General features: G+C 35.2%; 9 protein-coding genes. 1 reads left to right on the plus strand and 8 read right to left on the minus strand.

The genetic code is table 11. The features are described from left to right. Window positions 1-194: 194 nt before the first annotated feature. The 5 genes from ACZIYX_RS22410 to ACZIYX_RS22430 all read right to left on the minus strand — a co-directional run bounded on the left by ACZIYX_RS22410 (window position 195) and on the right by ACZIYX_RS22430 (window position 7,970). Window positions 195-419 carry a hypothetical protein gene (locus ACZIYX_RS22410; protein ID WP_462684496.1) on the minus strand — a complete coding sequence of 75 codons (225 nt, stop codon included), beginning with the start codon at window positions 417-419 and terminating at the stop codon, window positions 195-197. Continuing rightward, complete coding sequence (locus tag ACZIYX_RS22415) at window positions 416-3,457, minus strand: aminotransferase class III-fold pyridoxal phosphate-dependent enzyme (protein WP_462684497.1); 3,042 nt, start codon at window positions 3,455-3,457, stop codon at window positions 416-418. Before ACZIYX_RS22415 ends, ACZIYX_RS22410 begins: the two co-directional genes overlap by 4 nt. A 3-nt stretch (window positions 3,458-3,460) precedes the next feature. Next, on the minus strand, window positions 3,461-4,579 hold the full coding sequence (locus ACZIYX_RS22420) for an MGH1-like glycoside hydrolase domain-containing protein (protein ID WP_462684498.1): 1,119 nt from the start codon (window positions 4,577-4,579) through the stop codon (window positions 3,461-3,463). Window positions 4,580-5,315: 736 nt separating this feature from the next. Next, window positions 5,316-5,951: an HmuY family protein gene (locus tag ACZIYX_RS22425; protein ID WP_462684499.1), complete on the minus strand. Its 636-nt coding sequence runs from the start codon at window positions 5,949-5,951 to the stop codon at window positions 5,316-5,318. A gap of 18 nt (window positions 5,952-5,969) precedes the next feature. Beyond that, complete coding sequence (locus tag ACZIYX_RS22430) at window positions 5,970-7,970, minus strand: TonB-dependent receptor plug domain-containing protein (RefSeq protein WP_462684500.1); 2,001 nt, start codon at window positions 7,968-7,970, stop codon at window positions 5,970-5,972. 191 nt (window positions 7,971-8,161) lie between these two features. Here ACZIYX_RS22430 and ACZIYX_RS22435 point away from each other — a divergent pair, with 191 nt between their 5' ends. After that, window positions 8,162-9,067, plus strand: a complete 906-nt coding sequence (locus ACZIYX_RS22435; protein WP_462684501.1) for a DUF6607 family protein — start codon at window positions 8,162-8,164, stop codon at window positions 9,065-9,067. Between the two features lie 511 nt (window positions 9,068-9,578). On the opposite strand, the gene ACZIYX_RS22440 is transcribed toward ACZIYX_RS22435, so the two are convergent. The 3 genes from ACZIYX_RS22440 to ACZIYX_RS22450 form a co-directional block, all read right to left on the minus strand. Further along, a complete protein-coding gene (locus ACZIYX_RS22440) occupies window positions 9,579-11,579 on the minus strand; it encodes an OmpA family protein (protein ID WP_462684502.1) in 2,001 nt (666 codons plus the stop codon). 23 nt (window positions 11,580-11,602) lie between these two features. Continuing rightward, window positions 11,603-12,547, minus strand: coding sequence for a PorP/SprF family type IX secretion system membrane protein (locus tag ACZIYX_RS22445; protein ID WP_462684503.1), 945 nt, complete (start codon window positions 12,545-12,547; stop codon window positions 11,603-11,605). A 61-nt stretch (window positions 12,548-12,608) separates the two neighbouring features. Next, window positions 12,609-14,762: gliding motility-associated C-terminal domain-containing protein (locus ACZIYX_RS22450; RefSeq protein WP_462684504.1), on the minus strand; the 2,154-nt coding region annotated here is incomplete at its 5' end.

Genomic DNA, 14,762 nt, shown 5'->3' on the forward strand with positions numbered 1-14,762 from the left:
CAAAGTAAATCATTATTGAAATTTAAACCCTATACAAACATAGGATGACAAATTGCCGGAATAACAAGCAGAAGGTATTGTGTTTTGATTATTTTGTCATTCCGGTGCAGGCAGAAACACACCATTAATAATCTTTAAATCAATAGTTTAAACCCCTAACTAAACAACATTGGATCTTTTATCCAATTGAATTTTCAATCTTCATTTAAGTTTAAAAACCTTTTTGACTTTTCTTTATGTTTTATCTTTTCAGATTCAAAGCCAAAAAAAGTAGCTCTGGGTGATAGCTTATTTTCTTCAAATATTTGATGGTTAAAATATTTTTTTTGCTCTGCAACTGGCTGTAAAGGTTGTTTATTACAGACATATATCCCTATTATTACCAATATTATGTTTATATATTTTGAGCTCTGTATCATGACTTGCTTTTTTTGATACTTTGCATATAATCTTCAGAAAATACTTTATCGAGATAAAAAATCAATTCTTGTGCATTTTCTTTATCAAAAACCATTGGGGGCTTAATTTTCAAAACATTGTGATCCGGGCCGTCTATGCTCATTAAAATTCCATGATCTTTTATTCTATTTGCCAGATAATCTGCTTGCTCTGCCAAAGGGTTCATATTATCATCTGCCAGTTCAAAACCCAGAAATAATCCTTGTCCACGAACATCTCCTATAATTGGGTATTTTGCGGCTAATTTTTTCAGTTCTTCTTTTAAAAATTCTCCTATCTCTAAGGCATGTTGTTGTAGTTTATCCTGTTTTACTGTTTTAATAACTTTGGCTCCAATAGCCGAGGAAACCGGGTTTCCTCCAAAAGTGTTAAAATACTCCATCCCATTAGCAAATTTATCTGCTACTTTTTGTGTACAGGCAACAGCAGCCAATGGATGCCCATTACCCAAAGGTTTGCCAATGGTTACAATATCCGGAACCACATCATACAACTGAAATCCCCAAAAAGTTTTTCCTACTCTTCCGCATCCTACCTGCACTTCATCAGAAATGCATAATCCTCCTGCTGCCCGGGTATATTCATAAGCTTTTGGCAAAAATCCATCTGGTAATTCAATCTGACCGCCACAACTTATAATAGGTTCTATGATAAAGGCGCCAACGCCTCTTCCTTTTTTATGTATAGTATCAATACATTTTTGAACTTCCAGAGCATATTGTGCTCCGGTGTTTTTTCCTCTATATTTTCCCCGGTAAGCATCTGGCAACGGAAATATTTGGGTGTGCTCTGGTGCTCCATTACCTCCTTTACCATCAAATTTGTAAGAACTAATATCAATACACATATTGGCATTTCCGTGGTAACCAATTTCTGAAGCTATGATATCCCGCTCCCCTGTTACTGCCTTTACCATTCTAACAGCCAATTCGTTGGCTTCGCTTCCTGAATTAACAAAGTGTAATACATTTAATTCTGGTGGCAGAGTTTCTATAAGTTCTTTTGCCAATTCATTAATATTATCGTGCAAATAGCGAGAATTGGTATTAATCAAAGCCATTTGTTCTTGACCGGCTTTGACCACGGCATAATTTTCATGTCCTACATGAGCTACATTATTTACTGTATCCAGATATTTTTTACCATATTGATCCATGAGATATTGCCCCGATCCACGTACCATTTTAACAGGTACTTTATACTGCAAACTCAAACTTTTACCCAAGTGTTTTTTTCTATAAGAGATCAACTCTTGGTTAGTAATATCATTTTTCGGGTTTAGCTCTTTTAATTTGAACAAAGAATTTGGATCCGGACATATTCCCCTCCATACTGCTAATTGATTGTAATATGCTACTCCAGGAAAATCTATGGTATGGTCTAACATAGAATGCATGATCTGAAAATGTAAATGTGGTGCCCAATTTCCATTTTGAGCTGGATCTCCAAGGTATCCAATACATTCTCCTTTTTTCAGGATATCACCATGCTGTTTTTGCATAACGCTATCTATAGTCAAATGCCCGTACAGTGTATAAAATACTATAGATTCTTTTTTATGTTTAAGTATAATTAATCCTCCATAATTTTTATCTCCTGCATGGTTAAATGCTGTTACAACTTCTCCGTCCAATAATGTGTGAACAGGAGTGTTTGCAGGTAGCCAAAAATCTATTCCAAGATGGATTGTTCTGCTTTCTCTCCCGCTATTTCCTTCCTTATCGTAGGTATTTGAGGTATATAAAGCTCTAGGTTCCAGATATCCTCCTGCGATAATTTTGTTTGGATTTTCCTTTTGAAGACGATCAATTTTAAATTGAAATAGCTCTAAATCATTAAATTCTTGTTGATGTCCAACCCATTTGCTGGATACGCTTAAATCCAATAGATGAACGTCGTTTTTTTGTACTGATGGGAATAGATTGGATAAAGAATAAGTATTGTTTTTTACCCAGGATGCAAACATCTTTTCATTGGGGTGTGCTGTGTATCTGCAGGCTTCTCTAAAACTATAATAAGCATACTCTTCGCTAATATTTTTCCATTTTCTCAATACTTCCCATGCTGGTTTTTCGCTAATTAATAGGTATTTGTTATCTGGTTCTGTGGTTTTATTGATAGCAGACTTGGTTACCGAAATTACTAAGCGCATTGCTATAGACAGGTACAGGTGTTTTAATTCATCTTCGCCTAAAGGAAAAGAGGAATGGTACCCTTGTAGTATTGGCAAAGCTGCTTCTAACGGATCATTATAATTCATTATCGCATAAGCGCAGGCAATGGCTACATCATTTATGATTTGTGTATGTATTGCATCTCCATAATCTATTGCTGCTTTAACTTTTGGGTGGATCAAATCTCTGGAAACAATAACATTGTTGTCATTTGTATCGTTATGAACCACTGCTTTTCTGAGCATAGAATAAGTATCCTGAACGGTCTCAAATCTATTTTGAAAAAAAGAAATAATACTTTTTTCTTCGCCTTCAAACAAATGCAAGTACTCCCTGGTCCATAAAGATTGAGCTACATCCCATACAAACTCCCGATGGGCTTTATCATGGTCAAATCCTTGCAAAGCATTGGTCAACAATCCACATTGTTTACCCAGACTATATCGTAATGTATCCAACTGTGGGTTTACACTACTCCATACTCTGCCACTTATCCAGGATAACAACCGTATTTTACGTTTATTACCATGGGCATCTGTAATTTCAGAAATAGTATTTCCATTGCTATCCTTGATTACTTTTGGAGCTATAAGATGCTTTTTATTATCTATATATTGTAATAATTGTTGTTGAAAGTCGAGGTAATTTTCATCTTCATCGGGTCGTGATATTTTCAATATATAACCTTCTTGATTTTTGATTTTAATTCTAAAGTTAAAATCGATTTCTCCGGGAAGTGATATAGCTTTCCCTTCAATATCGTACAATTGTTGTAATATTTGTTCTGCTTGATTTGCTGTTATCTGTAGGATTGAATACATCATTACTTATTCTTTTGTTAATAACATTATAATGTGGGCCGCACTCCAACTAAAATTTTGTGCGTGCAACCTTTGTCCTGTTATTGGGTGATAATTTTCTCGAATTGCTTTTCCTTTTTCTAATATCCCTTCTGCCCCGGTAAGGATTTGTAAAGTAGCCTGATCTGCTTCTTTACCGAATCCATAATTGCGTAATCTTTTTACGCCAAAACAGGATTGACCCAACCAATTAGGGCTTCTCCAATATCCTTTTAACGGATCAAACCTGGGATGATCGGCAGACATAGTTTGAAAAAGTATTTTGGTATAGAACTGTTCTTGCATTTTTATTTTCAACGTTTCTGCTTCTTTCAGATATTGTGCGGCATCATTTTTTTCATTCAAAGCTTTTGACAAAGTTACGAGATACATTTTTTCTGCATACAAATATGCGTTGAGATCCACACTTTCCTGATCCAAAGAGTACGCTTCTTTTTGGTTTTTTAAGATTTTGGAGTTATCAAACCTAATGGCATTATCCATACTACTTTCCCATTTTGCTGCTTCTAAGCTACCGTCTGTAGATCCATATTCACAAAGCCCATCTTTGTCATGATCTCGTTTTGCATACCACCAATAATGATATTTTTTTAATTTAGGATAAAATTCTCGAATAAAACCCAAGTCTTTATCTTTTTCAAAAATTTTAGCAACTGCCCAGGCTGATAAAGGTGTTTTGGTATCACGGTAGTTATGGGGTTCAATAGAAGTATCCCTAAAAATACAATCAACAATAAAACCATCTTCTTCCTGAAAATCAAACATAGCCCTCATTTGATTTTTAGCCAGGTCAATATTGTAGTAAGAGAGTCCTACTGCATATTTCCAGAAATCCCATGACCAAAAACCATTAAACCATTTATAATGATAGTTAAGAAATAATCCTTCGTGTTTTATTTCTCCTGCAGCAATACGCCAGTTGTTTTGTAGGGTAAGATGTGCTTTAGCCAGTACTGTGGTATATACATTTTTTTGAAATTGTTTCTTTTTTGCTGTAATCAAATATTTCAATTCTTTTTCTTTTTTTCGTTTTTGCAAAACTGTATCAAAATCAATAGTCTTTATCTTCTTTTTTTCTTTTTCCATGAATATTCCGGAAAAATAAAAGTCTGAGAAACCGCAATCTCTTTGCTCGCTTTTGGTTTTAAATGCAGTTGCTTATTAAAAATAAAAAGCTATCGGTACTTGTTAGTTTTTTTGCGATTAGCCAATGATAACAAATATATTTGTAATTCGTGATGCTTCATTGCAATTGGGATGCTCAAAACCTCTCTTGGCTTAGAAATGATTTGGGGTAAATCATATAGGGTGATACGAAATGTCAACTATTTTTTAGAAGTAGTTGAGGGTTCAGAATTATCTGAAGAAGAAAAAAAAATATGGAAAGGCAGGAGTCCGGCATTGGCACGAAGTGGCAAAAATTGTATAGAACATTCAAATTGTTCATAAATAACCACTTCGCGGTTTGCCGATTAAAAGAAAAAATAATTTGAGTACAGTTCTTGTTCGTAATTTATTTGTTAATCCAACATAGGTACAATCAAAATTTATGTGTTAGTAAGCACATAAAAATCATACGGGATTCATAAAAGAAGCGTTGTAACCTTTCTGAAAACTCTGAAAAAATATCTGTATGTATATTGCCAGATACCGTTTCAGAAGCATTTCTGGTGATAAAATCTTTATTCAAATGTTGCAGAAATTATATCGTCATTCTTCAATAACTACAGTCGTACAATACCAAGCTAATTTTATCTATAAAGCTGCTGATAATGCGGATAGTATTGTGAGCTTTTCAAAACAGTAACTCAACCTTCAAAACTCATTCAAAAGATTTTTCGCCTGCGTTGGGGTTATACACATAATTGAATGTATAATTTCGCCCATTGACGGGGTTTGAACTGTCTTGGTTCAAATAATAACTCAAAATTTCAACTTTGGCATATCGGTCGTTTCTAGTTCTAAATACTAATACTTTCCCTGGGATAGGTGTAATCAAGTTGGTCATAAAATTATAATTGTACCACCCATTGTCGCTACCTGTTGGTATTGCAAAAACCGCAGCAGCATCTTGCACAAATGTTAGTCCTTCTGCTGTTGTAATGCTTGCAAATGTACCCGTTGCTATAGCAGCACCTGCGTTTCCATTACGTACTGGCTCATCTGCTGTCCCGGTGGGTGCACCCCCGTTTACAGCAATAGTTGTTCCTCTAAAAGCTATATCCCAATCTGTATCGCTGGTCGTTTGCATTCCTGTTTCAAAGTCAAATTTTGTGAATTTTCCGCCTACATCTTGTCCTGTTCCCTGACCGCCTGTTTGTGGCGCAGCCAGATTTACCACTTGCTTAGATTGTACAGGGTCTGGTTGTGGGGTGTTATCATCATCGCTATTACAGGACATAAATCCTATAAATAAAGCAGCTATTGCGATGGTTTTAGTTGTGTTCTGTATTTTCATAGTAATTATATTTGATTGTTAAAATTGATAATTAAGTCTTACGTACCCCTGGATCCCGGGCAGAGAGGGGATATTTTTATCTGTGTAATCAAGTAGATTGTTTGCCCCTACTTGTAAATTGAAATCATTATAAAATGTTTTGCTTGCTGTTATGTTTGCTGTTAAAAACCCATCAACAAAACTGGTGTCGTGGCTGTCAATTAAACCGTTTCCGTTAGTATCAAATTGGGCGTATTTACTACGATATAGAAGCCTAAGATTTACATTAGCCTTTATGTTGGCTATATCATAAAATATTTTGAAGTTAGCGTTGTGCCGTGAGCGGTTGACAAGCCCAAAATAGTCTTTCTTTTTAATCGCCACAGCTTGATTTGTTTTCGGGTCGCGTGCAAATACTTCACCGTTTTCAACTAATTCTTCTTTAGTTTTATCAAAGGCATAAAGCAATTGATATCCAGCCCCTATATTCAAATTTTTATTGATTTTATAATCGGTGTTTAATTCTAACCCTGTAGTATATATCTTGTCAAAATTGACATAACTAAATACATTTTGCCCATTAGTTTTACGTGCTATGATACGGGTGTCTATTACGTTTTTAAAGTCATTTCTAAAAAGATTGAGTTCTGTATTCCATCTACCTTTTTTGTGGTTTATCCCCAAGTTATAGCCAATGGAACTTTCTGCTTTTAATGGATTATCCAACTCCCTTAATGGAATTACCACATCCAGGATTTGACCTTGTGCCTGTAGTTCTTCTATCTTATCGATGGCAACATTGTAGCCCAATACGGTATACCCTACTGTCGAGTTTGTAAAGTCAAAGTAGAGTTGTCTAAAATCCGGGGCTTTAAAGCCATAACCAACAGAGCCTTTTAAAGCAATGTCATGAGTTAGTTTGTAACGTACTGCCAGTTTAGGACTAAATTGGTTGTTGTACTGGGAGTGATTATCAAAACGACCACCTACAATAACATTTAACCTTTCGACTGGATTTACATCATACTGTGCATACACATATTGTGAGTTGAATGTTACTTTTTTGGCAAAAAACGTTCTTTCCAATTCATCATATTGAAACCCAATGCCTGCTGTTAAAGTTCCTGCTTTTTCAAAAGTGTAATTGCCACGAACTTCTGGTCGTAATAATTTCTGGTCAAAATCGCTATCAGTAAGGACTTGTTTGGATACAGGGCTTGCCAAACGTTCGTTTGCCTTGTAATTGGTATAATAAAGTTCATACTGGGTATTAAGGTTATCGTTCCATTTTTGGTTCAGTCTAAGGTGTGCGTTCCATTCCTGTTCCTCGGCATCTCCTTCAAAAGCCATTTCATTAAAGGTAAATCCAGTTTCTTGCGTTTGGTTATAAAAACGTAATGACGAAAACAGGGTGAGATCATCGTTAAAATCATGGAACACCTTTCCATTAATAGTATAATTTTCAAATGGATTAACGGTTTGACCTTCTAATTCTGGATTGAGGTCGTAACCTTCGCTCGAAAAACGATTTGTAAACAAGGCATATCTGATTTTTTTAACACGTTGTTGTATATCAAAGTTGATATCTTGTTGGGTAAAGCGACCAATACGATAGGATAGATTGCCTATTAAGGTTTTGGTTTCTGGTTTTTCGGTTATTATATTGATGACACCACCCAAAGCCTCAGAACCGTATAAACTGCTTGATGGCCCTTTTACAACTTCTATTTGCTTTATGTTACCTACTGCAAGCCTGCTTAGATCAAAATTACCAGCACTTCGGCCAACAAGGGGTACACCATCTATTAGAATGAGGATATAATCTGAAGCAATTCCCTGGATTTGGACACCTTCAAAACCACTTTCATCCGGTACTGTAATAATGCCCGTTTGTTCGTTTAAAATTTCGTTTAATCTAATAGTCCCTGAGTTAGTAATTTGCTTTCTTGAAACCAATGTTACAGGCAACGGCAAAGAGGAAAGTTGACGAAATGTACGGGTTGCAGTAACCACTACCTCGCTCAGCTTTGTAGTTCTCATCGTATCATTTTTTACTTCCTGAGAAAATATTTTTTTAAAAGATACTATTATTAAAATACTTATAATCAGATTATTGCATCTCATTTAATTTAGAATCATTCTTAATAATTGCAAATATATAAATTATTTTTATTTATTCTAAATAAGAATAACTATTTTTGCTTTGTATTTTAAAACCAAAAAATGAAACAATGAGAACACTATTTTACAGTTTATTTTTACTTTCTGTGGTGTTTACAAGCACTGCCCAAAGCAAACAAAAAAAAGATGCTGAAGCCATTAAGAAAATGTGTGGATGCTATGAGGTTACCTTCAATTTTGCAGAAACCTTTAACTATTCCAATGACTCTTTGTACAAGCCTTCGAAAACAAAAATTGATAAAGGTTTAGAATGGGCCGGTTTAATAAGGGACGAAAGCGACAAAATTTCTATACAACATATTTTGCAAGTAGGAAACCCTGCTAAGCCTGTGATTGTAAAGCACTGGCGACAAGACTGGTTGTTTGAAAATACAGATTTATATACCTACAATGCAGATAATGAATGGACGTTCAAAAAGCTGAAACCTTCTGAAGTGAAAGGTCAATGGACGCAAAAAGTGTATCAAGTGGATGATAGTCCTCGATATGAAGGTTCTGCTTCTTGGGTACACGTAGATGGAAAAAGCTATTGGGAAAATACCACTCCGGCACCTTTGGCAAGACGAGAATATACTACCCGTAATGACTACAACTTATTAATGCGAGGTAATCGACAAGAAATCACGGATTATGGTTGGTTGCACGATCAGGACAATTCTAAAGTCATTCGCAAAGATGGTAAGGAAGACGTGCTTTTAGCCAAAGAAAAGGGATACAATACTTACGTAAAAGTAGACGATAGCCGTTGTGTCGCAGCAGTTCAATGGTGGAAGGATAATGAAAAAAAATGGACTTTGGTTCGCAACAAATGGGATAAAGTATATGGTCGCAACAAAGACCTTGTATTAGAAGAAAAAGTGAACAATAAACCACTATATAAATTTTTATTGGAAGAGGAGGGCTATGAGGAAGAAACAAAAATCGATAGCATTATCAAATCTTTTGTAAAAAAATAGCGCGAAATAAGTAGCTTCAAAAAACTGAAAGACAGGGTATATATCTTTTTAACAAAAAACAAAAATGGTGCTAGCCTTTACATGTAGCCTCTTCATGATCTAATGAAGAAGAATTGACTTTTTATATAAATAAAGGCTTCAGGTTTCATGCCTGGAACAATAATGGTAATGGGATTTTTAACTACGCCACCAAAAAAGAAATATTGATTTTCTCAAGTTATTTGCTAAAAAAGGTATAGGCTACAAATCGTTAAATATTATAATTATCTAAAAATAAGTGTTTTGATTTTTTTAAAGTATACAAAAAACCTGCTTTTAACGAAATTTCTGCGCTTAAAAACCATGCAAAACAGGCATGGTTTCATTTATATTGAGTATCGCCAAAGTTAGCACCGTAATTCCGTTTTTTATTCAAATTCAGATCTGTATTTAAGCACATTTGAATACCTGAATAAATATTTTTTGCATCTTTTAATATGCTCTGGTTTTTTCAAAACAACTCCTTAAAAATTTAATTTTCAATTACAATAAACTCACTTCTTCTGTTTTGGGCATGTTCATCTTTACTACATCTAACCCCATTTTCACATCGATTAATTAAAACAGTTTCTCCATAACCCCTGCTTTTTACACGTAAGGGATCTACCCCTTTACTAATAACATAATTTGCCGTGGATGTTGCACGTCTTTCTGAAAGATTCATATTATAACGATCGCTACCTTTGCTGTCTGTATGTGATCCTATCTCTATTTTTATGGATAAATACTCCTTCATATAGTCAATTACTTTATCCAATTCCTTTGCAGAGTCATTCAATATTAAAGCTTTGTTGGAATCAAAATATATAGGTTTTAGATTTAAAAGTTTGGCAAGGTCAATACCTTTTTCCGGAACATTACTTTTCAATTTGATAGTTCTGTACAGGAATAGATCGTCCCTACTTGTTTTAATATTTTCAACAACCGGGTCATAATCTTCTTTTTGCACTGTTATCTCATAAGTTTTATCTCCACAATCTAAATTTATAAATGTTTCTCCTTTTTCATTAGTTTTTCCTGCAAACACAATTATATTATTACTATCTCTAACTTCAATATTTGCATTGTTCAAAATATTTCCTGATTTCCCGTCGGCAACTATTCCGTTAAAACTACATTCACATTTAGTGATTAGAGGGGTTGTTTCAATAAAGCTGTATATATCATCGTTTCCTCTTCCTCCGGATCGATTAGATGCAAAATAGCCTTTTCTAGAATCCTCGTCAAAAATAAAAGTCATATCATCTGCAGAGCTATTTATAGGTTTACCTACATTGTAAACAGTTTTATCATCCCCTTCTAGTTTTACTGCAAAAATATCCAATCCCCCCAGTCCAAGATGTCCATCGGAAGCAAAATATAGTGTTCCTGAATGGCTCATAAAAGGAAAAGTATCTCTGCCCTCAGTGTTAATGTCTGCCCCAAGGTTTTTTGGAGCCCCGAACGTTCCATCACTCTTAATCTCTACCTCATATAAATCAGACATTCCATAACCGCCCGGCATATCCGAAGCGAAATATACTTTTGTACCATCGATATTTAATGCTGGATGTGCTACAGAATACTCATCATTGTTAAATGGCAACTCTTTTATCTCTGACCATTTTAGGTTTTTATCTAAACTGGCTTGATAAATTTTCAAACGAATGATCCCTGTTGAATCTTTTACTGATTTTGAATCTAATAAATTATTCCTGGTAAAATATACAATGTCTCCTTCTTTTGAAAAAGCAGAGGTAGACTCATGAAGTCTAGAATTTATAGCTTCAGAAAACACCTGCGAGTATGTAGTTTCTAAAGAATTTTGATTTTTAAACTTGTATAAATCTAAGTAAGGTTGTTGGGTCCATTGGCTTTTTTTTCTTCTCTTATTATCTGCTCTGGAAGAAGAAAAAACAATTTGATCTTTATAAAAAGAGGGCGCAAAATCTACTCCTAAAGAATTTTGCGGTATATTTTCAATTATATATCTTCCTGATTTCGAGTCAATTTTATCGAGATAGTCAGGCTGTTCTAAAAACCGTTTAACTCTTGAGTCTTCTATGTTTTTTTCTTTTAATTGTTTTATAATCGAATCTGCTTTATTATATTTTTTTAAAAATTTATAGGAGTGCGCTGTCTTAAAATAATATTCTACCGGTATATCAAGAGATTCTTGTAACTGATATTCCAGTAGTTGTACTGTATCTTCAGTTTCTTCGACTATTTCCTTTTGTCTATCCCACATCTTTTGATACCATCTTGCCCCGTCCTTCAGATTAGAGTTATAATAATAACAATCTCCTAATTTTTTATATACTTCTAGCGTACCATTACCCTTTTTGATAATTTTTTTATAAGATTCTATAGCTTCAGCGTATGCAAATGTATTGAATAAACTGTGCGCCTTTTTGATTAATTTTTCTTGTGCTGTTATCGATGCTATTGAACAAGCAAGAAATAAAACAAACAAATATTTAATGGAACCTTTCATGTTTTTAGCATTAAAATTTAGATTTAAAAGAATCTGGGATATAATACTCTTTCGCGTTTTTTAAAAATTTCATAACGCAAAACTAATTCATAGGAACCTGTATTAAACTTTGTATTACCCAATACCGTAGTTTCCCTGTCATAAGCAAAACCTAACATCATATTGTCAGATATCTGAAATCCAATATGCCCACTTATCGCAGCACTCCATCGATATGCTAATCCCAAAATAAACTTGTCATAAATCAAAAAATTTGACGAAACATCAATCTGTAATGGGGATCCTCCAACTACTTTTCCTAATATAGCTGGTTTCATTTTTACATTTTCATTTATATCAAGCACATAACCCATAATAATATAATAGTTAATCCTTTCTACAGCCAAAAAGGAAGATGCTGTATTATCATTAGAAGACTCATTAAAATGTTTTGTTCTGAGTAAATTGGGAGCAGACAGGCCTGCATAAAATTTCATTGTATGGTAATAAATTCCAGCTCCAACATTAGGTGAAAATTTATTATCGATATTAGTGTCTAACAAAATATCCGAATTTGTAAACTTGTTTAATTGATCAAAATTAACATCCAGCAAATGTCCTCCTGCTTTGATACCAAATGATAATTTTCCTTTTTCTGAGGTCACTATAGAATAAGAAAAATCAATATCAAAATATGTTTCCTGAGTAGGGCCAATCTTATCATTCACGATAGAAAATCCCAATCCTATTTTTTCACTTGTACCTATTGGTGAGTGTATATTTAATGTTTGAGTTACCGGAGCTCCCCCAATACCAACCCATTGGTTTCTATAAAGCCCTGTTATGCTAATCGCATCCCTCGAACCTGCATACGCTGGATTTACACTAATAGTATTATATACATACTGCGTATATTGTGCATCTTGTTGTGCCACGGTTTGTTTTATAATTACAAAAAGTAATATTAGCGTACCATATATATGCCTCATTTTTAAATTTGGGGTTATCATTTCAGATTTTGTGTATGACCTAACTTCCATCTCTTTTTGTTTATCTGTTGATATATAGATAATCAGATCTCTTTTTAGTTTCTCCTGCTTCCGTTTGATAGGTTAAGATATAAAAATATGTCCCTACAGGAAGTTGGCGATCTCTACTAATCGTAGCTCTTCCTTCAGATTCACCTTTAAAGAACCTGCCATTAATCCCATATCCTTTGGTTTCATATACCAAAACCCCCCATCTGTTAAAGATTTGTAATTGATTATCCGGAAATTTTTGAATATTTCTAATAATTAATACATCATGGTCACCATCTCCGTTTGGAGTTACTATATTATATATTTCTAATCCATCTTCTACATTAGGATCTGAATTATTTGGCTCTTCACTATCCAAAACACCATCATCATCGTCATCTTGCATTTCTTCGTTATCTGGGATTCCATCATTGTCTGTATCGCAAATATTAGGAATACAAGGGTCAAGCGGATCTGGATCCATACAATCACCAATTCCATCATTATCGTTATCTTCAAAAGGAATTATATTTATTGTCTCACTCACTCCATTCAAGGGCAAATCGCAGCCTGTTACCGGATTATTGACATTAGTTACATTCAAAGTAGTAGCTAAAGTAACTTCATTAATAATTATATCTACACTGCCATCTACTCCAATAATAGCCGTATTACTATTGAAACTAGTGGTATAAGTTACTATATCTCCTGCATTACCAATAATTGTAAAAACTGCGGATTCTCCTGAACAAACAGGATCCATGCCAATTATGGTAACTGCAGATGGTAATTCATTTACCGTAATAATAATCTGTGCGGTATTTTCACATCCATTTATATCTGTACCTGTTACTGTATAAGTAGCTGTCGTAGTTGGAACAAAGGATATCCCATTCGTAACTCCATTATCCCAAATATAGCTTGTAGCACCTCCTCCGGTTAAGGTAACACTTTCTCCGGCACATACTTCGGTAGTTGTGGTATTAGCTATAACGATAGGCGATTCATTAACCGTAACACTAACCGGTAACTCATCGGTACATCCCTGAGCGGTAGTAGCTAAAATATAATAGGTAGTCGTAATTGTCGGATTTACCGTACTACTTGCCAGTACATTCCCCGCCGTAGCTGGTGTACCACTGTGATAAGTCAAAATAGCTCCCGTACTGTTACCATCTGTTACACTAATGGTGGAAAGATCTAAACCTGAACCAACACAAATTTCGGGGGTAGCCGTAGTACTCAAATCAGGAACTGCATTAACCGTAACACTAACCGGTAGCTCATCGGTACATCCCTGAGCGGTAGTAGCTAAAATATAATAGGTAGTCGTAGTCGTGGGGCTTACCGTACTACTTGCCAGTACATTCCCCGCCGTAGCTGGTGTACCACTGTGATAAGTCAAAATAGCTCCCGTACTGTTACCATCTGTTACACTAATGGTGGAAAGATCTAAACCTGAACCAACACAAATTTCGGGGGTAGCCGTAGTACTCAAATCAGGAACTGCATTAACCGTAACACTAACCGGTAGCTCATCGGTACATCCCTGAGCGGTAGTAGCTAAAATATAATAGGTAGTCGTAGTCGTGGGGCTTACCGTACTACTTGCCAGTACATTCCCCACTGTAGCTGGTGTACCACTGTGATAAGTCAAAATAGCTCCCGTACTGTTACCATCTGTTACACTAATGGTGGAAAGATCAAAACCTGAACCAAAACAAATTTCGGGGGTAGCCGTAGTACTCAAATCAGGAACTGCATTAACCGTAACACTAACCGGTAACTCATCGGTACATCCTGATCCTGTCGTGGCTAAAATATAATAGGTAGTCGTAATTGTCGGATTTACTGTAGTACTTGCCAGTACATTCCCCGCCGTAGCTGGTGTACCACTGTGATAAGTCAAAATAGCTCCCGTACTGTTACCATCTGTTACACTAATGGTGGAAAGATCAAAACCTGAACCAAAACAAATTTCGGGGGTAGCCGTAGTACTCAAATCAGGAACTGCATTAACCGTAACACTAACCGGTAGCTCATCGGTACATCCCTGAGCGGTAGTAGCTAAAATATAATAGGTAGTCGTAGTCGTGGGGCTTACCGTACTACTTGCCAGTACATTCCCCACTGTAGCTGGTGTACCACTGTGATAAGTCAAAATAGCTCCCGTACTGTTACCATC

It is taken from the genome of Aquimarina sp., assembly GCF_977115655.1.